Genomic DNA, 19,821 nt, shown 5'->3' with positions numbered 1-19,821 from the left:
TCTGGCACGCCGGTGGCGGACGGGCTCCGCCGGTTGACCGGCAAGCGGGCGGGCCGCAGGTCAGCGGCCCGCCCGCTTCCACGCGTTGATGAACTCCTTGTACAGGAACCGCTGGAAGGGCTGTGCCCCCACGAACGCGAACTGCTTGCCCAGAGTCCGCGCTCCGAGCCACAGCCCGCTGACGGCCGGCACACCGGTGGCCACCTGGGTGACAGACGCCACGGAGTTCACCAACTCCTGTTCCATGGCGGACATCTCGGCTCTGCGCAGTCCCAGTCGGTCGAGGAGTCGGTCCTTCACGCCTTCGATGTCGCGAGCGAGCCGCAGATGGTCCTCGTCGGTGACGCAGCGCTCGACGGCCTGCCGAAGCTCAGCGGCCCGCTCGCGGTATTCGCGCACGCGTTGGACGACAAGGGCTATCCAACGCCCGTCGTCGAGACGCCCGGTCTCATCCGGCTCCCACAGTCTGCCTCCCAGCAGAGGCAGTTCGAGTTCGAGCAGCTGCAGCCGGTGGGCGTCGCCCTGCCCGGCAGCGTGACTGAGCGTGTCGTGGATGCCCCGTACCGCCTGGATGATGTCCAGTACTGCGTCGTCTCCCGCGCCGTCACGCGTGAGGTCGAATGTCAGGGAGAAGTCTCTGCGGAGTGGGTGCGACTGGTACGTCATCTCGGCCGCTTCCGCTCGGGCCTGGTACTTCATGCCTCTTGAGAGGGTGGCCATGAGGTACTTGCCCTGGCCAGACGCCGTGATGTCCCGTAGCGGGCCGGCGAGGATGACCGCCGCGGCGCGAGCCCATTCTCCGAAACCGTCCTCCTCGACTCCGTCCCGGGTGGGGATGCGGTCGGAATGGTGGCCGCTGGTGTTCCGGACCTTCCGTTCCTGAAACGTGCTCCAGCCTCGTAAGCGGCTGGAGAGCGCGGTCTGTGATCCGGCGCTGGCACGGTCGATCGTGAACGCCTGCTCCACGAAGCGCGCCATGCTGGTGATGCCGTGCACGCTCTCCAGGTCGTGGAGCGCGGTCTCCACCAGGTCCGCCGCCCGCTGCTGCTGGGGGGCGTCAGCCTGGAGACCACGGGTCAGGCCTGCCCGCATGAGTTCGCGCAGGAGCAGCGGGCGCTCCCCGAAGTCCTCAGGGCGTGGGTTCGGCAGGACAGGGTGCGCCACGTGGACCCGGGACATGAAGATGAGTGACTGCACGATCTCCACGAAGCACTGACGCGCGAAGGGGTCGTCGGGCTGCCCGGCCCTGTTCTGGGCCAGCAGAAAGTCCTCCGCGCTGATGAAGGACGTGACGTCAAGCAGGACGTCGGTGTTCCGCTGTGTCATCGACCCGCCGCTTCGCGTCGTCAGTGGGGTGAGTCCAGGAACCAGGAGACGACCTCCGGGCGGCCCAGGACCGTGGAGGCGAAGACAGGTTCGGCCTGGCCGAAGAAGGACGGAGCAGTCGGCAGCGGTTTGCCGTCCTCGTCACAGTGACGCAGGCCTGCCGCCGTGCCGAGACACAGGCCGGCGACTCCGTCCCAGACCTTCTGCCTGCGTCGCCAGAACAGTTCGAAGGCTGGCAGGGAGGGATCCGTGCAGTGGCTGAGGTCGACGGCAGTGCGGACCATGTCGAGTGTCTGGGAGGTTGTCCGGGTCTTCAACAGGAACCCCGCTTCCCCGGCCGCCGCGTCGAAGTCCCGGGGAGGCGCCCCGGCGCTGCGGGTGGCGGAGAGCCAGCGGTCCTGGCCGGGCCGGGTGGGAGGAGTGACGGTGTCACCATTGAGAGTGAGACGGTGCCCGGGGGCGTCCGCCGTCACGACGAGGGGCGTGCGGCTCGGTCCGAGTTCCGGGGCGAGGACGAAGGCCGACACCGGCTGCCAGTTCTCCAGCAGGCAGACCACCGAACAGAACTCGACCCGTTCCTCCTCGACGAACTCCGCTGTTCCGTCGATGGGATCGATCACCCACACCCGGCCGCCCGCGCCGACCACATCCTCGCGAGGGCCTTGCCGTTCGTCCTCCTCGGCGATGATCACAGCGTCCGGTTCCGTGGCCCGGATCGCGTCGATGATGATCCGCTGCACGGCGACGTCGGCCTCCGTGAGAAGGGTTTTGTCTGCCTTGACCTCGACAGGGAGGTCCGCGATGTGGCTGCGGTACTCGGTGAGGACTGGCAGGAGCCGCTCGGTGAGTTCGTCCCACAACGGGGCAGCGGACATCAAGAACCCTCCTGCGGCTCGGCCGGACGACGTAGCGCCCTTGAGTCACAAGGGCGCTACGGCAACCTTTGCACAGCCACGGACAGCGTTGGAAGACGGCAGAACAGGGTGCACGGCGCAACCAGCGACCGCCCCTGGGCTCCGACACCCGCCCTGGTCATCGCCCTGGCGGGCACCGGGACCTGTACGGCTCCTGGCACCGTGACCGACCCTTGGTGAAGCATGGGCAAGTCCGACGGTCGAAGAGTGTGCGGTTGACCCGCACAGTGTGATCGCATAAGCTTTTTGCGAGACGCTGATGGCCATGCTGTGCGCTTACCCGTATCCGGATGTAAGCCAGCATGGAGGAAAGCTATCGCCGAGTCGGGAGAGTCCGCTCGCCTCTGTAACAGGGGTGAGGGGTAGGGCCCGAGCCATGAGGCTTCAGTCGGCGTGTGCGATGTTACCGGTGTACTCCTCTCGTAAGGTCAACCCTCTATGGGGCTGACCCATACCCATGGGGAGCACTAGGTGTCCAAAGAACCTGAGAGTGGCGACGAAGGCGTGCAAGCTACGCCGCCCCACCACGTTCTTTCTGTCTCACCTGCAGGATCCTCGCAGACGGATGAGACCAAAACAGAACTGTGTGCCTCCGCCGACGTCGTTGCGGAGGCACACAGTGCCCCGGAGGGGTACACGGTAGAGACGGCAGATCTCGACCGTGCGTTCTGGTGGCTGCGTCGGGCCGTGACGCAGTTGAAGGAGCGGGGTGCGCGTGTCACGGCTGCGGGAGTCAAGTCCGAAGTTCTGCGCCTGACGGCGTTCCGGGAAAACGATCTCGGCTTCACGTCGTTCCGGTCCTTCCTGGAAGCTGCTGAGCGAGCCGGTGTCGTCACGCTCGCGCTTCCCGCACCAGGATCTGGCCAGGACGTAACCGTCTCCCTCGACGTAGACCCCGCTTCGGAAACCGCTACTCGGCGGTCCGGCCCTCCTTCGCGTCGACGTATCCGGCCAGACCTCTGGACTGCCTTTGTCGACTGGAACCAGAAATTTGTTCGCCTCTGGGACCGGTCAGCCGAAAGGGCGGTCATCTTCCCTGCCGCTCCGAGTGCCGGCGACATGCCAACCATCGCGCGGTTGCGGGACAGGTACCTGAGCCGGCCGGATGATTTCGTGCTCATCGAGCCGATCAGTCAGGAACAGCAACTGGGCTGGATGAGGGACTTCGCGAAGTCCGTCTCGTCGGAAGCCGCGGACCTCCAGCGGTGCCTGGATGAACCCCGGCCCGCAGCGTCGTTCGCGCGGACTTTGCGCGGCGACCCGGCGCTTGGCGAAGCCTGGCGCTCTCAACTGTCCAGCCTGGTCTTCGGCGTCATCGAAACCTGGGTAAATCAAAATGGTCTCCACGTCGATCCCGGAGAGTCGTTGTTCGGGCCCGGGCAGCAGACGACACAAAAAACCCTTGGGCAACCCAGGCATCTCAACGCACGGTCGTTCGCCGAGCATCAGCCAGCGGTGTCGTCCGGGCCCCGAGAGACCGATCTTCGGGCTCAACTGCTCGCAGTTCTATCAGAGTTGAGCACAGATGAACTCATGCAGATCAAGGTGCCGATCGTCTATGCTCTACGGCCATGAGCCGCCCGGGGTTGGAGGAGTTCAGTCTGCTGCGCCTTTGCAGAGAGGCGCGTGAGATTCCCGGCCCAAGGACATCCACTGCGAAACAGCATCCACTGGGCCTGGGAATCAAGCTGAAGCAGGAATATAAACTGCCGCAGGGCGTGGTGCGGCTCCCCAAAGATACGGCCGGGCTTGTCAACCTTCGTGATGCTGCGGCGGAAGAGGTTCCGTTTCTCGGTCCGGAGCTGAGGGAGTATGCGTGGGGTGAGCTGCTCGGGCGCCCGAGTCTCATCGCGGAGATCGCCACCCCCGCGCCGGAGCAGCTGTTGGCCGACGAGATTGTGGTACCGGCCTCCATTGCCCCTGAGCGCCTGCGGGAACTGGCGCTCGGGGTGGTGGTGAAACCAGGAGATCTGACCCTTGCGAACGGGACCCTCAGTGCTGTGCCGCTCGCAGGAGTCGCTCGCCTCCTGCTGGAAAAGTCGGAATATAGCGCGGCGGCGTCCAGTAACGCGTGGGTCTCGGCGAAGTGGACGACGTCGGCCGTGGAATTCGTTGCTCTGCTTGAACAGCCCTTTCGTGATGCGACGCCTGCGGCCCAGAGGTCTGGCAAGAGGAACTCTGCAACGGCACTCCTTGATTATGAGGTAGCCACCGCAGTAGGAAGCAGGCTGACGGCTGCGGCGGCCATCTGTGGATACGATTTGACCCATTTTGAACCATTGGACTTCCATGATGCCGCGGTGTCCGCCATGCGGTCGCGTGCTCCGTCCGTACTGCTGGTCCAGTCATCCGTGCTGGATCAGGCTCGTCAAGCAATAGCCGTGTTCAGTGGGGTCTCTCCGCAGAAGCCGCTCCTGCTCGACGCGACCAGTCCTGACGGCGTCCTGGCGGCGTTGAGAGCAAGACTGCATGAGCGTTCGGGGATTTCACCCGGACTCTTTCTTTTTGGTGATAATCTCGCACAAGAAGACAGTGGATATGTGTATGTCAACCAAGTAGAGCTTCCTGTGAAGCAGCCGGGCAGGAGGGCGCGACATGCAAGATTTAAAGTTATTGAAGAATGTCTTGAAGCGAAGTTGTGGTACTCCCGAGATCTTGCGGATCATTCTCGAACCGGCATCGTGGCCTTTAAGTGTTTCAGGGAATCCGCCACGGGGTTGGAGTGGGCCGGTGATCTGGATGAGAAAGGCGAGTTCATCGACGGAAAACACAAGGGGCCTGTCGGTCTTTTCATTCCGTGGAAAGACCTCGCTTTCGGCTGATTCGGTATTGCCGGTCAGGTCACCCGATACTGAGTGATCAGCTCCGCTCGATGTTCGATCTCTCCTGCCCCACCCTTCGCGCCCGCCTGAACTGGCAGGATGGAGGGGTTGCGTACGGAGCCGGGCCCAGGGCGGTTGCAAGTTCCGGGGTCATGCGACTGGTCGGGCTGTGACCGGTTGGGGTGCATAACAGGGCAGACACGGGCTTCGTGATCATTGCGGTGTCTAAGCACGCACGCCCTGCCATCCGCGTCCACCGCCGCCGCAAGCAGACCGGCAAACGCGAGACCCGTGAGAGTGTCTACGCCGTCACCAGCCTCGACGCCCGTCAAGCCGGCCCGGCCGACCTGGCCGCCGCGATCCGCGGGCACTGGGGAGTGGAGAACTCCTCGCACCACATCAGGGATGTCACCTTCGCCGAGGACGTCTCCACCGTCCACGCCGGGACCGCATCACGGGCCATGGCGACCCTCCGCAACCTCACCATCGGCGTGCTGAAAACCCTCGGAGCCGACAACATCGCCAAGACCACCCGAGCGATCCGCGACGAGCCCCAACGAGCACTCCCCATCCTGGGCATCACCAACGATCCGGACACCTACGGAACTTGATCAAGCCCGCCTCGCCGACACCACCGAATCCATCCAGCTCGGCATGGGCACGGAACTCCTCGCCCACGCCCGAGCCCTGCTGCCGAGCACACAGCGCGGTGAACTCTGTTTTCTGACCGAGAGGTTGACCGAGGCCCTCAACGACGCACTTCGGGTCGCCGAAAGCCGTGGGCAGCGGTTGCGGCGGCTGAACTGAAGGCAGGAAGGAGGGAGCGGCGGGCCCGGGTGGGCCGCCCCCTCCTTCCTTCCGACACAGAGAAAGGAAATGCCCAGGCGGCGCTGTCCGTCGCCGTGGCCGGGCGCTGCGGTATAACCAGCCTGTGATCTACCACGTCGTGTCCCTTGATGCCTGGAATGCCCGACCGGGTCGGCCCTACGCCCCCGCGTCGCTCCCGGAGGACGGCTTCGTCCACTGTTCTCCCGATGAGGCGACGACCCTGGCCGTCGTCAACGCCTTCTACCGGGGCGCGCCCAAGCCGTTGCACGTACTCGTCCTCGACGAGGAACGGCTGGACGCCAGGGTGGAGTTCGAGGCGGCCGCTCCCGCTCCACCGCCGGGAGTCGGGGAGGATGTTCTGTTCCCCCACGTATTCGGGCCCATCGACCGCGACGCCGTCGTAAGGGTTTTGGAGATCCGGTGGGACGACGAGGGGCGCGCGGCGGGGCTCGAAGCGAGCTGACGGTTCCCATGACCTGCCGGTTCATGCGGCAGGAGAAGTTCGACACCACGCCCGCGCCTGTGGCCTGTCCGGCGACGACGTGCCGCCGCCGCCGCGCGAGGACCGGGATGCGCCTTCGTCATCAGCGCGCGTGCGGTCACGGCTGAGGCGGCCTCGCCGTGCACGGCGAGGCCGCTTGCGCGCGACCCGCAGCGCCGCCCCGCACCACGCCACCTGCCACGTCACCTGCCACGTCCCGCGCCCTCGCGCCCCCCACCGCCCGTCCTGCCCCCCGGGTTCCGGCCTGCCGCCGCAGGACGCACCCGACCACTGACAGTGACCGTGAAGTGACGGGGCGACGGATGAACAGGCGGCGCGCCGCTCACCGGGTACGTTGGCTTGATTCCGGAGAGCTAACCGGAAACCGGCCAACCCCCGTCACGAACTCCCATATAGTGACGCCCAATTGAGCACCAGAAGTCGCTTCTCGTTCAGGGACCGACCGAGTTACCGCCTCCAGGAACCGACTGAGTTACCGAGTTCAGAACCGACCGAGGACAACAGCCGATGACCGCGACCAGTTCCCCTCGCTCACCAGGCGAACGCCCCGCCCTGCGCTCAGTTCTGCCCTTTCCGCTGGTGACCGCCGTACTCACCGCGACCGCCGCCGGCGCCGCGGTCGCGGTGGCGCCGCAGTCCGTACGGCTGCCCCTCGCCGGCGGCGCGGGCGCGGCCGCGCTGCTGCTCACGGTCGCCGTCGCGGTCGCCGTGCACGCGCGCGCGTCTGTGAGACTGCTGCGCCACCGCCTGAACGCCGTCTCCCGGGACGCCGGTCTGCTGCTCCAGGAACGGGCCCGGATGGCCGAGGACTTCACGCAGGAGCGAGGACGGCTGACCGAGGAGTTCGTCCAGGAGCGGGCACGGATCGCGGCCGAGTACGCGCGGGAACGGGCTCGGCTGACCACGGAGTCGGAGCGCGAGCGCGAACGGCTGTCCGACGAACGGAACCGTACGACGGGGGAGATCACCCAGGAGCGCATCCTGTTCATGGAACGCGCCAGGCAGGCCGATATCGATCGCACCGCCCTCCTCGCAATCACCGCCAACGTGGCCGGCCGGATGCAGGCCCTCGCCACCGGCACCCTCGCCGACCTCCGCGCCATGGAGGAACGTCACGCCGACGAGGACGTCCTCTCCGACCTCCTCCACCTCGACCACCGCACCGCCCAGGCGGGCCGCCTCGCCGACTCCGTCGCCGTCCTCGCGGGCGCGCGCTCGGGCCGCCGCTGGGCGCGGCCGATTCCCATGGAGTCGATCCTGCGCGGCGCGATGGGCCGTATCGGCGCCTACCGCCGGGTCCGGCTGCACTCCTCCAGCGAGACCGCCGTCGCCGGTCACGCCGCCGAGGGCGTCATGCACGCGCTCGCCGAACTCCTCGACAACGCGGCCAACTTCTCGCCGCCGACCGCCGACGTCCATGTGTACGTCGAGGAGGTCCCGGCCGGCGCGATCATCAGCGTCGAGGACTCCGGGCTCGTCATGGGTGACATCCAGCTCCGCCGCGCCGAACGCGCCGTGTCGGGCGAGGCGTCCGACCTGACGAGCCTCTCCGGCACCCGTCTCGGCCTCGCCGTCGTCGGCCGCCTTGCCCGCAAGCACGGCCTGAGGATCTCCTTCCGCCCGTCCGCGCGCGGCGGCACGGGCGTCCTGATGCTCATCCCGCAGGACGTCCTGGCGAGCACGATCCCCACCACGGCGTCTCCCACGGCGTCCGCCCCCTTCCAGCCGCCGCCCTACGCGGGTGTACGCGCCCCGCGCGACCTGGACACCGAGCCGACGCCCACCCACGAGTTCCCGACGGACGCCCCTGCCGCCCCCGTCGCCGACCCGGTGGCCGACGCCTTGATCGACTCCCTGTCCGGCTTCAGGACCGGGCCGCCGGCCCCTGCCACCGACGCCCCGACCGGCTCACAGACGTTCGGTTCCCCCTTCAGCTCGTCGTTCAGCTCCGAATTCGGCTCCGGCGACCCCGAGTTCGGCCCTGGCGGCTCCGCATTCGGCTCCGCAGGTCCCGAGTCCGGGCCCAGCAGCTCCGCATTCGGCTCCGCAAGCTTCGAATTCGGCTTCGGCACCCCCTCATTCGGCTCCGCCGCGCAGCCCAACTTGCCCCTCCGCTCCGAACCCGCCGGCTCCGAACCGGGCGGCTACCACCCCACCGGCCACGACACCGGCTCTCCGGCCGCCGCCGACGAGTCCCCCATCGCCTCCGACGCCCTCCCCCGGCGCCGCCGTGGCCAGTCCCTCGCCCAGGCGGAGGCCCGCACCCGGGCCCAGGCCGCCGAGGCCGCCGCCCGGCCGGAGCGGACCTCCCGGCCCGCCGAGGATGCCAGCACCGGCGCCGTCCGCTTCAGCAGCTTCCGCCGCGCGGTGCGTGGCACGGGCGGGCTGGACCAGGCGTTCGTCCAGGGCACGGCCGCGGGGGACGAGGGCACCACAGAGGTGCCGGGAGCGCCGGCGACGCCGGAGACATCCACCGCCGTGGACCGCTACCCGAACCCGGCCGTGCCGCACGCCCACGAGGCCGCCCTCGAACCAGCACACGAGGCCGCCCCGGAACCCGTACAGGAGGCCGCCCTCGAACCCGTACGGGAGGCCGCTCCGCCCGCGGACGCCGTACGGCAGCCGGAGTTGGAGCCGGTGCGGGAGTCCGAGTGGGAGTCCGAGTGGGGTGCCGTGGCGGGGTCGGCGTGGCAGTCGGGACCCGAACCCGTACCGGAGGCGACGTGGGAGCCCGGGCCGCCCGTGCGGGAGACCGGACGGGAACCCGAGCCCTCGCGGGGACTCGCGTGGGACCCGGAAGCGGCGAAGGACGCGGCATGGGAAGCGGACGCCGCCACGGAGCTGCCGTGGGCGCCCGACCCCGCACGGGAGGCGAAGTGGGAGCTCGATCCGGTACGGGAACTGGCCTGGGAACCCGTACGGGACACCCGCCCCGCCCCGGACGACGGCACCGCCTCCGCAACCCTCCCCTCCCCCTCCTACCCGGTCTCGGGCCATGCCCCGGACCCGGGCTCCGATCCGGCCGGAGAGCGGCCCCCCGCCCCGGACCCGCGCACCCACCCCCACTTGGAAGGCGACCACACCCCATGACCGGCACCGGTATCGGCACCACCGCCGACGACAGGCTCACCTGGCTCATGGAGGGACTGCTGGAACGCACTCCGGGCGCCCGGCACGCGCTCGTTCTCTCCCGGGACGGCCTGAGGCTGTGCCGTACGCCCGAGCTCACCGTCGACCGCGCCGACCAGCTCTCCGCGATCGCCGCCGGCATCCAGTCGCTGTCCCACGGCGCGTCCCTGGAGTTCGGCGACGGCAGCGGGGGCGTGCGGTCTGCGATGGCGGAGTTCCACGGCGGGGTCCTGTTCATCGTGGAGGCGGGCGAGGGCGCGCATCTGGCCGTGGTGACGGACGAGGAGGCGGACGCCGGGCTCGTCGGCCACAACATGAGCGAGCTGGTCGAACAACTCGGCGAGCACCTGAGCGCGAAGCCGCGCTACCCGACGAGCCCGGCGAACCCGGCCGGCCCGGCGACCGGTACGACGAGTACGGCGTCGGGTACGACGACGGGTACGTCCACCGCTCCGACGACGACCGCGGCTACGGCTCTGGCGCCCCGTACGTCATGAGCCGGCCTGGCAGGGACGACCTGCCCGACCGGCTGTACACGCTCACCGGCGGGCGCAGCCGTTCCGCGCCGGGAACGGCGTTCGACCTGGTGACCCTGGTGGTCGCGGAGAGCCAGCCGACGCCGGGCATGCAGTCGGAGCATGTGGCGATCCTGCGGCTGACGGAGCGGCCGACGGCCGTGGTGGAGATCGCCGCCGAGTTGCGGCTGCCGGTGAGCATCACGAAGGTGATGCTCTCCGACCTCCTCGCGGCCGGCCGGGTCAGCGCCCGGCATCCGAACCAGGCCACGCTGATCGATCTGGACATTCTGGAGCAGGTGCTAGTTGGACTTCGCAACCTCTGAGAACGGCGACGGTCTCTCGTTCCCCACACCCATGCCCATGCCCATACCCGCACCCGCACCCGTGCCCCTCTTCGGTGCGCGCTTCCGGGGTGAACCCGCCGCCCTGTACCGGGAGTTGCGGCGGGAGCACGGCGAGGTCGTGCCCGTGCTGCTCGACGGGGGCGTACCGGCGTGGCTGGTGCTCGGCTATCGGGAACTGCACCAGGTGACGAGCGATCCGGAGCTGTTCAGCCGGGACTCCGAGCTGTGGAACCAGTGGCCGAACATCCCGGCCGACTGGCCGCTGCTGCCCGTGATCAGCCCGGAGCAGCCGTCGGTCCTCGGCACGGTCGGTGAGCGGCACCGCCAGCGGGTCGCGCTGATCGAGGAGGCGCTGGAGGCGGTCGAGCCCCTGGAACTGCGCGGTCATGTCGAGCGGTTCGCCGACGAGTTGATCGACGTGGTGTGCGGGGTGGGCGCGGCCGATCTGGTGGGGCAGTTCGCGGCGCTGCTGCCGGTGCGGGTCCTGGCGTACCTCTTCGGCTTCCGGGAGGAGCACGGTCCCGGGCTGGTGGTGGCGCTGAACGACATCCTCGACGGCCAGGACCGGGCGATGGCGGCCGAGGAGTATCTGCGGACGGCGATGGCCCGGCTGGTGGCGGAGCGCCTGCAGCGGCCCGGGGACGACGTGGTGTCCCGCCTCCTCGCGAACGCGCGCGCCTACGAGGTCACGGTCGAGGAGGTCACCCACGACGTGATGGTGATGCTGGCGGTGGGGCACCAGCCGACCGCCGACTGGATCGGCAACTCCCTCCGCCTGATGCTGACGGACGACCGTTTCGCGGCCTCGCTCTTCGGCGGGCGCAGCAGTGTGGCCGAGGCCATGAACGAGGTGCTGTGGGAGGACGCGCCCATCCAGAACGCCGCCGGCCGCTGGACCACCCGCGACACCCGCCTCGGCGGTCGTGTGCTCCGCGCGGGTGACCTGGTCATCCTCGGCCTCCAGGGCGCCAACTCCGACCCCCGCGTCCGTACCCACGGCTCCGCCCTCACCGGCGGCAACAACGCCCACTTCTCCTTCGGTCACGGCGACCACCGCTGCCCTTTCCCGGCCCAGGAGACGGCCGAGGTCATCGCCCGTACGGGTATAGAAGTCGTCCTGGACCGGCTCCCGGACATGGACCTCGCGGTCCCGGCGGCCTCCCTCACCCGCCGCGCCTCCCCTTGGCTGCGCGGGCTGGTGGAACTGCCGGTGCGGTTCACGCCGGGGCCGGCGCGTGGGGCTTGACGCCTGGGCCTACGGCCCCTGAAGGCCCTACGGCCCTGTGCGGGCCGAAGAAGCATGGGCGCAGCCCCTGCTGTTCAGGGGCTGCGGGGAACTGCGCGAGAAGCCCCACCGGCCGCGCACCCGCCCACCCACCGAACCCCCGAGCTATGAGGCGCCCTCCCAGCGGCGCACCCCTCTCACCCGTCTCACCCGACGGACGACGTTTCGCCCGCGTTTCGGGAAGCCGATAGGGTCGCGGTCGTGGCTGATATCCAGATCCCCGCTGACATCAAGCCCGCCGACGGACGTTTCGGCGCGGGCCCCTCCAAGGTGCGGACGGAGGCGCTGGACGCGCTGGCCGCGACCGGTACCTCCCTGCTCGGCACCTCCCACCGCCAGGCCCCGGTGAAGAACCTGGTCGGCCAGGTCCGCGAGGGGATCAGCGAGCTGTTCTCCCTCCCCGAGGGCTACGAGGTCGTCCTCGGCAACGGCGGCTCCACGGCCTTCTGGGACATCGCGACCCACGGCCTGATCGAGAACAAGAGCCAGCACCTGACGTTCGGTGAGTTCAGCTCGAAGTTCGCCAAGGCCGCGAAGCTCGCCCCCTGGCTCGCCGAGCCGACGGTCGTCTCCTCCGACCCCGGCACGCACCCGGAGCCGGTCGCCGAGGCGGGCGTCGACGTCTACGCCTTCACCCACAACGAGACCTCGACGGGCGTCGCGGCCCCCCTGGCCCGTGTCCAGGGCGCCGACGAGGGCTCCCTCGTCCTGGTCGACGCCACGTCCGGCGCCGGCGGCCTGCCCGTCGACATCGCCGAGACCGACGTCTACTACTTCGCCCCGCAGAAGTCCTTCGCCTCCGACGGCGGCCTGTGGATCGGTGTCTTCTCCCCGGCCGCCATCGAGCGCGCCGAGCGGATCCACGCCTCCGGCCGCCACATCCCGGAGTTCTTCAGCCTCCCCACGGCGATCGACAACTCCCGCAAGAACCAGACGTACAACACCCCGGCCCTCGCGACCCTCTTCCTGCTGAACCAGCAGCTGGAGTGGATCAACGGCCAGGGCGGTCTGAGCTGGTCCACGGCCCGTACGAAGGACTCCTCGACCCGCCTGTACACCTGGGCGGAGGAGAGCAAGCACGCGAGCCCCTTCGTCGCGGACCCGGCCAAGCGCTCCCAGGTCATCGGCACCATCGACTTCTCCGACGAGGTCGACGCCGCCGCCGTCGCCAAGGTCCTGCGCGCCAACGGCATCGTCGACACCGAGCCCTACCGCAAGCTCGGCCGCAACCAGCTCCGCGTCGCCATGTTCCCGGCCATCGCCCCCGCGGACGTCGAGGCCCTCACGAAGTGCGTCGACTACGTGATCGAGAAGCTCTGACCACTCCCGTACGACACGTAAGACGCTGAAGGGCGCCCGGCAACCAGTGCCGCCGGGCGCCCTTCCCGTGTCTCATGCCGCCGTACGACTCACACCCGTGAGGTGAAGCCGGAGGCCTCGATCGCGCCGGCAGCTACCGTCGGCCGCCTGGCGGCGACTGCGGTCCCGCTTCGGCCGTTACACCGTGGCCGAGGTCCACGTAGGTCCACCGTGAAGAACGAGGGCCACCGTCCGCACGTGCAATGAGAAGGGCGCCCGGCGTGTCGCCGGGCGCCCTTCTCATTGCCGTACGCGGTGATGCTCAGGCAGGCATGCTCAGCCGCGGAAGCCGAGGATGCCGTGCAGGGTCGCACCGCTCGTCGCGGTTCCCGGGGCCGTGCTCAGCGTGGACTGCGCCGGCTGCGCGGCCAGCGGCTTCGGGTCGGCCAGCTTCTTGCAGGTGGCGTCGACCGTGCCCTTGCCACGCGGCACCTTGCCGTTGGTGAGGTACGTCGCCAGGTACTTGTCGAGGCAGCTGTTACCGCTCAGCGTGATGCCGTGGTTGCCACCGCCCTGCTCGACGACCAGGCTGGACTTCTTGAGCAGCTTGTGGACGGTGACACCACCCTGGTACGGGGTGGCCGCGTCGTCCGTCGCCTGGAACAGCAGCACCGGCGGCAGCTTGGAGTTGGCGATGCCCACCGGCTTCAGCGACTTGGTCGGCCAGAACGCGCACGGCGCGTTGTACCAGGCGTTGTTCCAGGCCATGAACGGGGCCTTCTTGTACACCGCCCAGTTGTCCTTGGTCCACTTCGTCCAGTCACGCGGCCAGGACGCGTCACGGCACTGCACCGAGGTGTAGATGCTGTAGCCGTTGTCACCGGAGGAGTCGATGGCGGCGAAGTTCTCGTACGCCTCCACCAGCAGGTCGGTGTCCTTGTCGTTGACGTAGGACGCGAACGCATCGGCGAGGTAGGGCCAGTAGCCGTTGTAGTAGCCGCCCGGGATGAAGGTGTCCTCCAGCTCGGAGGCGCCCACCTTGCCGCCCGCGGGGCTCTTGGCGAGGGCCGCCCGCATGGCGTACCACTCGGCTTCGATCTTCTTCGGATCGGTGCCGAGCTTGTACGTGGAGTTGTACTTGGCGACCCACTTCGTGAACGCCTTGTGGCGCTTGTCGAAGGCGTAGTCCTGGTCGAGGTTGTCCTCGTACCAGACACCCGTCGGGTCGACGATCGAGTCGAGCACCAGGCGCCGCACGTTCTGCGGGTACATCTTGGCGTAGACCGCGCCGAGGTAGGTGCCGTACGAGTAGCCGAAGTAGTTGATCTTCTTCGCGCCGAGGGCCTTGCGGATCGAGTCCAGGTCCTTCACGGCACTGATGGTGTTGATGTGCGGCAGGACGTCCTTGTACTTCGTGCCGCAGGCCTTGGCGAAGGCCTTGGCGCGCGAGACGTTGGCCTTCTCGATCGCGGACGTGCTGGGCACGGAGTCCGGGCGCACCGGGTTGAAGTAGCCCGGCTTGCAGTCCAGGGCGGGCTTGCTGTCGCCCACTCCGCGCGGGTCGAAGCCGATGACGTCGTACTGCGCCGCGACCTTCTTCGGCAGCGAGCCCGCGACGAACGCGGCCAGACCCGTACCGCTACCGCCGGGACCGCCCGGGTTGACCAGCAGCGGGCCCTGGTACGTCTTCGAGGTGTGCGGCACGCGGGACAGCGCCAGCGTGATCTTCTTCCCGCTCGGCTTCGCGTAGTTCAGCGGCACCTTCACCGACGCGCACTGGAGCGTCGGGGAGTTGTCCGTGGCGCACTTCTTCCAGGCGACCTTCGCGGCGGCGGCCTGGACGGTGTTCGCGGAGGGTGACCCGCTGGCGTTGGCGGGTACGGCTGTGAGCGACCCGGCCAGGACAACGGTGGCACCGCACAGCACGGCTGCGCTTCTTCTCATGAAGTTCTCTCTGAACGATGGGGGGTTCGGGTCCGCGAGGTACGCGGCCTGTGCCCCGCATGTTTCCGGAAAAGCACGCCACACAAGAACATATTCGACCAAGACTTGACCGAATTGAGTCATTGCAAACTCTCAAATGACCCACAGAAAGGGGCAGTTGAGGCATCCGGGACACGCCACCTCGATGAGCGGCTTGTGATCACCGAAGACCGGCATGGGGAGCGGTGAGGGGCACCCGGCGATACGCCGGGTGCCCCCTGCTTCACGGCCCGCCCGTACCTCACGCAGCCGTGCAGCTCACACTCGGTACACCCCCGCCCCCGGGCGCGCCCCCGAAGCCGAGGCTCGCCGAACCGCCCGCGGGCACGGCGCCGTTGTGCGCCGCGTTGGTCGCGGTGACCGTCGCCCCGCTCTGCGTGTACGACGCGTTCCACATGTTCGTGACCCGCTGGGAGCCGGGCCAGGTCCAGGTGACCTTCCAGGAGGTGAGGGCGGTGGTGCCGGTGTTGGTGACCTTCACTTCGGCGTTGAAGCCGCTGCCCCAGTCGCTGCTGACGGTGTAGGCGGCGGTGCAGGCCGCCGTTCCGCCACCGGGGTCGCCCGGATCTCCCGGGTCGCCGGGGTCGGTGCCGCCGGGCGGGAAGCCCGGGGCCTTGATACTGGTCAGGTAGCCGTCCTTGACGGTGTCCACCGTCTGCCAGTCGTCCTTGAGGATGCCGCCGGTGTCACCGGAGTTGGGGTTCCAGGACCAGAAGGTCCAGTGGAAGGAGTCCGAGCCGTAGGTGGCGGTCGAGCGCAGATACGTCACCAGGGCCGCCAGCCACCTCTGGTCGGTCGTCGACTGGAGCGTCGTACCGAACTCGCCGACCCACACCGGCGCGATGTTCTGCTTGAAGATGTAACCCCAGTACTTGTCCCAGATGCCGGGCATGTTGGCCGGGAAGGACGGGTCGCTGAACCAGCTCTGCTGGGCGACGCTCGTGGCGTAGTCGTGGGCCGAGTACACGACACGGTTGGCGACGTCGAGCTGCACCGGGTACTGGGCCACGCCCATCAGGTTGCCGCCCCACCAGCCCGAGACGCCGTTGTACGTCTGGACGCCCTCGACGAGGATCAACAGGTCGGGGTTGACGGACAGGACCGCGTTGCCGGCGCGCTGGGCGGCCAGCCGCCAGTCCCTGGCCGTGTCGCCGCAGCCCCAGCAGGCGGGGTCGTGGGGCTCGTTGTGGAGGTCGATGCCGACGACCGTCGAGTTGCCCTTGTAGCGGGTGGCCAGCGCCTTCAGGTTGGTGATCCACGTCGTCTCGGGGACGGCCGAGGTGTACCAGAGCGCCGACTGGCCCGCCGCGTCCGGGCGGTGGCGGTCGAGGATGACCTTCAGACCGCCCTGCCCGGCGTACGCGACGATCTTGTCCAGCACCTGGAGGGAGGTCAGTCCCTGCAGGTCCGCGTTCTTGCCGTCGGAGTGGTTGAGGCTGTCGGGCATGGTGCCGGGCTTGAGGATGTCGTCGCTGTAGGGCATCCGGATGGTGTTGTAGCCCAGCGACTTCATCTGGTCGATCATGCTCTTGTAGTCGCGGGACCAGAGGCCGTGGGGGACGTGGTTGGCGGTCTCGAAGCCGAACCAGTTGATGCCGGCGATGCGGACGGACTGGCCGGACGCGTCCAGGATCTGGCGCCCGTTGGTGTGCCAGTAGCCGGCACCGGCCTCGGCCGCGCCGACGTCGGCCGCACCGGCCTCCGGCGCGGTGGCCGCGGCCGCCGGGTGCGCACCGCCGGCCAGGGGCAGCGCGAGCACGGCGGCGGCCGCGCACAGGGTGCCCAGGGTTCTCCGTAAGCTGCGGAACATGTCGCTGCTTCCTCCTCGGGAGGCGCGGGCCCGGAATCGGTGGGAGCGCTCCCACCACCCGCACCTCCCATGGAAGACAGATCGCATGAACACGTCAAGGCATCCGGCGTCACCTGATACACCGGACGCCCCTCACCCGACCCGGCCACGGCTCGTCACCGGCTGAGGTTCTGGACCGACTCAGCGGCTGAGCGTCTGGATGGACTCAGCGGCTGAGCTTCCTGAATCGACGCACCGCCAACGGCAGGAACACCAGTGTCAGCACCAGCGGCCACACCCCGGCCATCAGCAGCGCGTTCCGCTCGATCCAGGAGTCACCGCCGCCGACCGGCGTCCCGAACAGCTCGCGGGCCGCCGCCGCCGTGGAGGAGATCGGGTTCCAGGCGGCGATCCAGCCCAGCCAGTCGGGCATGAGCTGCGGGGCGACGTAGATGCTGGAGATCATGGTCAGCGGGAAGGCGACCGCGAAGAGGCCGCCCGCCGCCTCCGGGTTGGGGACCAGCAGGCCCAGCCAGACGCCGATCCAGATCAGCGCGAAGCGCAGCCAGAGGAGCAGACCGAACGCGGCCAGGAAACCGAGGCCACCGTCCGGGCGCCAGCCCATCGCGAGGGCCGTCAGCATCATGATGGCCAACTCCGCGCAGGCGGCCAGCAGATCGGTCACCCCGCGCCCGGCGACCACCGCGGACGGGGCCATGGGCATGGAGCGGAAACGGTCGATGACCCCCTTGGTGGAGTCGTAGACCACCAGCGTCGCGGTGTTGATGAACCCGAAGGCCATCGTCATCACGAACATGCCCGGCATCAGGAAGTCCCGGTAGTCCCCGCCGCCGGGCACCTGCATGGCACTGCCGAAGACATAGCCGTACAGCAACACGGACAGGATGGGAAAGCCCAGCTGCCAGGCGATGTTGACCGGCTGGCGCCGGTAGTGGGTGAGGCCGCGGCGGACGATGTTCCAGACGTCGGCGAGCAGCCAGTACGTACGGCCGCGCGCACTCGGCGCGGCCAGGTCGACGGCGGTCATACGGCGACCTCCTTCTCCGTCTTGGTCTTGTCGGTCTTGATCTTGTCGGCCTTGTCAGCCTTGTCGGCCTTCTTCGTCTTGGTCTTGTCGGTCTTCTCCGCGCGGTGGCCCGTCAGGCGCAGGAACACGTCGTCCAGGCTGGGCCTGCGCAGGCCTATGTCCTCGACCCGCACGCCCTCGTCCTGGAGGGTGCGGGCCACCTCGGTGAGGGCCGAGACGCGGTCGGTCACCGGCGCGTGGACGCGCAACTCCGTCTCGTCCGACTCCGGTTCGCCGTCCGAGACGCGGGCGACGACCTTGACCGCGCGCGGGATGTCGGCACGCTCGGCGACGACGATTTCGATCCGGTCGCCGCCGACCGTGCTCTTCAGCCCGTCCGGGGTGTCGTCGGCGATGGCCCGCCCCTGGTCGATCACGGTGATGTGCGAGGCCAGCTTGTCGGCCTCCTCCAGATACTGCGTGGTGAGCAGCACGGTCGTGCCGCCGGCCACCAACTCCCTGACCGATTCCCAGACCTCGTTCCGGCTGCGCGGGTCGAGGCCGGTGGTCGGCTCGTCCAGGAAGAGGACGGCCGGGGCGAGGATCATCGAGGCGGCGAGGTCGAGCCGCCGCCGCATACCGCCGCTGTACTTGCCGACGCCCTTGTCGGCGGCGTCGGTGAGGTCGAACTGGTCGAGCAGCTCGGCCGCCCGCAGCTTCGCCCGCTTCCCGCCCAGGTGGAACAGCCGGCCGAACATCTCCAGGTTCTGACGGCCGGTCAACACCTCGTCCACAGCCGCGTACTGGCCCGTGAGGCCGATCCTGGCCCGCACCTCGCGCGGGTGCCGCGCCACGTCGAGGCCGGCCACCGTCGCCCGGCCGCCGTCCAGGCGCAGCAGCGTGGAGAGGATGCGTACGGCGGTGGTCTTGCCCGCGCCGTTCGGGCCGAGCAGGCCGTGCACCGCGCCCTCGCGGACAGTGAGGTCGAAGCCGTCCAGCGCGCGCTTCTCCCCGTACCGCTTCTCCAGGCCCTCCGCCCGCACCGCGTATCCGTCGCCGCTCCCGGCGCCGTTTCCGTCGCTCATGGGTTCCCCTTCCGGATCCAACTGGGTACACCGTACCCGATTGCGCGTACGGCGTACCCAGTTTTTCCGCGAGGACCTAAACTCGGGTCCATGACAAGGGGCAAGGGCGGTACCGGCGTCGGTACGGAGACCAGCGGCAGCGGCGACATCGTCCGCACCCTCCAACTGCTCTGGGACAGCGGGCCGCGCCCCAGTCGCGGCCCCAAGCCGGGGCTCACCCTGGACCGCATCGTGGAGGCGGCCGTGCGGATCGCCGACGCGGAGGGCCTGGACGCCGTCTCCATGCGCCGGGTCGCCACGGAACTCGGCACCGGCACCATGTCCCTCTACCGCTACATCCCCGGCAAGGGCGAACTACTGGACCTGATGCTCGACCGCGTCCAGCGCCCCTCGGAGAACCCCGCCGACCTCGGCGACGGCGGCTGGCGCTCCGCCCTGGAGGCCCTGGGCCGGACGACCCTGGCCCTCTACCAGCGCCATCCCTGGCTGCTCCAGGTCAACCAGTCCCGCCCGATCCTCGGCCCCAGCGCCCTGGACGGCATGGAGAAGGTCCTCTCCCGCATCAAGTCCATGGGGCTGACCGACCCCGAGCTGATCTCCGTGATCATCGCGGTCGACGGCTACGTCGTCGGCGCCGCCCGCACCCAGCTCTACGCGCAGGAGGCGGAACACCGGACCGGCCTGACCGACACGGAGTTCTGGCAGGCCCAGGCACCCGTCCTCGAAGAACTCATGCGCTCCGGCCGCTATCCCCTCCTCGCGGGCCTCTCCGCCGACGCCTTCGGCACGGACTTCGACCACTTCGACTTCGGATTGCAGCGCATCCTGGACGGGCTGGAGGTGCTCGTCGCCCGGCGGACAGGAAGCGGCGACGAGAGGGACGGGAGCGGGGAGGCGTGACGACGAAGCCCCGCGCCGGGGGCTGACCGGCGGCGGCGTGACCGGTGCCGGTGTGACCGGTGCCGGTGCC

General features: G+C 69.0%; 16 protein-coding genes and 1 pseudogene. 11 read left to right on the top strand and 6 right to left on the bottom strand.

Translation table 11 applies throughout. The annotated features are described in order from the left end of the window. Window positions 1-60: 60 nt before the first annotated feature. Together OG622_RS27200 and OG622_RS27195 are read right to left on the bottom strand one after the other, a co-directional pair. On the bottom strand, window positions 61-1,326 hold the full coding sequence (locus OG622_RS27200) for a hypothetical protein (RefSeq protein ID WP_371579240.1): 1,266 nt from the start codon (window positions 1,324-1,326) through the stop codon (window positions 61-63). A 20-nt stretch (window positions 1,327-1,346) separates the two neighbouring features. Next, on the bottom strand, window positions 1,347-2,201 hold the full coding sequence (locus OG622_RS27195; RefSeq protein WP_371579239.1) for an inositol monophosphatase family protein: 855 nt from the start codon (window positions 2,199-2,201) through the stop codon (window positions 1,347-1,349). A gap of 510 nt (window positions 2,202-2,711) precedes the next feature. Between OG622_RS27195 and OG622_RS27190 the strand changes: the two genes are divergently transcribed. The 10 genes and pseudogenes from OG622_RS27190 to serC all read left to right on the top strand — a co-directional run bounded on the left by OG622_RS27190 (window position 2,712) and on the right by serC (window position 12,988). Beyond that, on the top strand, window positions 2,712-3,815 hold the full coding sequence (locus OG622_RS27190; RefSeq protein ID WP_371579238.1) for a hypothetical protein: 1,104 nt from the start codon (window positions 2,712-2,714) through the stop codon (window positions 3,813-3,815). Further along, the gene (locus OG622_RS27185; RefSeq protein ID WP_371579237.1) at window positions 3,812-5,062 is read left to right on the top strand and encodes a hypothetical protein; all 1,251 of its coding nucleotides are present in this window, start codon (window positions 3,812-3,814) and stop codon (window positions 5,060-5,062) included. Before OG622_RS27190 ends, OG622_RS27185 begins: the two co-directional genes overlap by 4 nt. 221 nt (window positions 5,063-5,283) lie before the next feature. Then, on the top strand, window positions 5,284-5,673 hold the full coding sequence (locus OG622_RS27180; protein ID WP_371579236.1) for a hypothetical protein: 390 nt from the start codon (window positions 5,284-5,286) through the stop codon (window positions 5,671-5,673). Next, a complete protein-coding gene (locus OG622_RS27175) occupies window positions 5,651-5,869 on the top strand; it encodes a hypothetical protein (protein ID WP_371584229.1) in 219 nt (72 codons plus the stop codon). The genes OG622_RS27180 and OG622_RS27175 overlap by 23 nt, the downstream gene beginning before the upstream one ends. 124 nt (window positions 5,870-5,993) lie before the next feature. Then, window positions 5,994-6,353 (top strand): DUF952 domain-containing protein, encoded by a 360-nt coding sequence (locus OG622_RS27170; RefSeq protein ID WP_371579235.1) that lies wholly within the window; start codon window positions 5,994-5,996, stop codon window positions 6,351-6,353. 546 nt (window positions 6,354-6,899) lie between these two features. Then, the gene (locus OG622_RS27165; RefSeq protein ID WP_371579234.1) at window positions 6,900-9,482 is read left to right on the top strand and encodes an ATP-binding protein; all 2,583 of its coding nucleotides are present in this window, start codon (window positions 6,900-6,902) and stop codon (window positions 9,480-9,482) included. Continuing rightward, window positions 9,479-9,886: pseudogene (locus OG622_RS27160) on the top strand (roadblock/LC7 domain-containing protein); the annotation flags it as partial. The gene OG622_RS27165 and the pseudogene OG622_RS27160, both read left to right, overlap by 4 nt. A 128-nt stretch (window positions 9,887-10,014) precedes the next feature. After that, window positions 10,015-10,362, top strand: coding sequence for a DUF742 domain-containing protein (locus tag OG622_RS27155; protein ID WP_371579233.1), 348 nt, complete (start codon window positions 10,015-10,017; stop codon window positions 10,360-10,362). 37 nt (window positions 10,363-10,399) lie between these two features. Continuing rightward, window positions 10,400-11,629: a cytochrome P450 gene (locus OG622_RS27150; RefSeq protein ID WP_371579232.1), complete on the top strand. Its 1,230-nt coding sequence runs from the start codon at window positions 10,400-10,402 to the stop codon at window positions 11,627-11,629. Window positions 11,630-11,869: 240 nt separating this feature from the next. Further along, on the top strand, window positions 11,870-12,988 hold the full coding sequence (serC, locus tag OG622_RS27145; RefSeq protein WP_371579231.1) for a phosphoserine transaminase: 1,119 nt from the start codon (window positions 11,870-11,872) through the stop codon (window positions 12,986-12,988). A 315-nt stretch (window positions 12,989-13,303) separates the two neighbouring features. Here serC and OG622_RS27140 read toward each other — a convergent pair whose 3' ends face one another. The 4 genes from OG622_RS27140 to OG622_RS27125 all read right to left on the bottom strand — a co-directional run bounded on the left by OG622_RS27140 (window position 13,304) and on the right by OG622_RS27125 (window position 18,851). Next, window positions 13,304-14,911, bottom strand: a complete 1,608-nt coding sequence (locus tag OG622_RS27140) for an alpha/beta hydrolase (protein WP_371579230.1) — start codon at window positions 14,909-14,911, stop codon at window positions 13,304-13,306. A 280-nt stretch (window positions 14,912-15,191) separates the two neighbouring features. Further along, window positions 15,192-16,760 carry a cellulase family glycosylhydrolase gene (locus OG622_RS27135; protein WP_371579229.1) on the bottom strand — a complete coding sequence of 523 codons (1,569 nt, stop codon included), beginning with the start codon at window positions 16,758-16,760 and terminating at the stop codon, window positions 15,192-15,194. 205 nt (window positions 16,761-16,965) lie between these two features. Beyond that, entirely contained in the window at window positions 16,966-17,787 is an 822-nt protein-coding gene (locus OG622_RS27130; protein ID WP_371579228.1) for an ABC transporter permease, read from the bottom strand. Beyond that, on the bottom strand, window positions 17,784-18,851 hold the full coding sequence (locus tag OG622_RS27125; RefSeq protein ID WP_371579227.1) for an ATP-binding cassette domain-containing protein: 1,068 nt from the start codon (window positions 18,849-18,851) through the stop codon (window positions 17,784-17,786). Before OG622_RS27125 ends, OG622_RS27130 begins: the two co-directional genes overlap by 4 nt. Window positions 18,852-18,941: 90 nt before the next feature. Here OG622_RS27125 and OG622_RS27120 point away from each other — a divergent pair, with 90 nt between their 5' ends. After that, window positions 18,942-19,751, top strand: a complete 810-nt coding sequence (locus OG622_RS27120) for a TetR/AcrR family transcriptional regulator (RefSeq protein WP_371579226.1) — start codon at window positions 18,942-18,944, stop codon at window positions 19,749-19,751. The last annotated feature ends 70 nt before the right edge of the window (window positions 19,752-19,821 follow it).

The organism is Streptomyces sp. NBC_01314 (assembly GCF_041435215.1).
Taxonomy (GTDB): domain Bacteria; phylum Actinomycetota; class Actinomycetes; order Streptomycetales; family Streptomycetaceae; genus Streptomyces.
Note: the sequence above shows the minus strand (reverse complement) of the source record. Positions and strands in the feature narration are given on the sequence as shown.

Bases quoted from the DNA above. Each gene is read 5' to 3' on its own strand.
- OG622_RS27120 (WP_371579226.1), top strand. From the start codon at position 18,942: ATGACAAGGGGCAAGGGCGGTACCGGCGTCGGTACGGAGACCAGCGGC.
- OG622_RS27165 (WP_371579234.1), top strand. From the start codon at position 6,900: ATGACCGCGACCAGTTCCCCTCGCTCACCAGGCGAACGCCCCGCCCTG.
- OG622_RS27150 (WP_371579232.1), top strand. From the start codon at position 10,400: ATGCCCATACCCGCACCCGCACCCGTGCCCCTCTTCGGTGCGCGCTTC.
- OG622_RS27135 (WP_371579229.1), bottom strand. From the start codon at position 16,760: ATGTTCCGCAGCTTACGGAGAACCCTGGGCACCCTGTGCGCGGCCGCC.
- OG622_RS27185 (WP_371579237.1), top strand. From the start codon at position 3,812: ATGAGCCGCCCGGGGTTGGAGGAGTTCAGTCTGCTGCGCCTTTGCAGA.
- OG622_RS27130 (WP_371579228.1), bottom strand. From the start codon at position 17,787: ATGACCGCCGTCGACCTGGCCGCGCCGAGTGCGCGCGGCCGTACGTAC.
- OG622_RS27140 (WP_371579230.1), bottom strand. From the start codon at position 14,911: ATGAGAAGAAGCGCAGCCGTGCTGTGCGGTGCCACCGTTGTCCTGGCC.
- OG622_RS27155 (WP_371579233.1), top strand. From the start codon at position 10,015: ATGAGCCGGCCTGGCAGGGACGACCTGCCCGACCGGCTGTACACGCTC.
- OG622_RS27200 (WP_371579240.1), bottom strand. From the start codon at position 1,326: ATGACACAGCGGAACACCGACGTCCTGCTTGACGTCACGTCCTTCATC.
- OG622_RS27125 (WP_371579227.1), bottom strand. From the start codon at position 18,851: ATGAGCGACGGAAACGGCGCCGGGAGCGGCGACGGATACGCGGTGCGG.
- OG622_RS27195 (WP_371579239.1), bottom strand. From the start codon at position 2,201: ATGTCCGCTGCCCCGTTGTGGGACGAACTCACCGAGCGGCTCCTGCCA.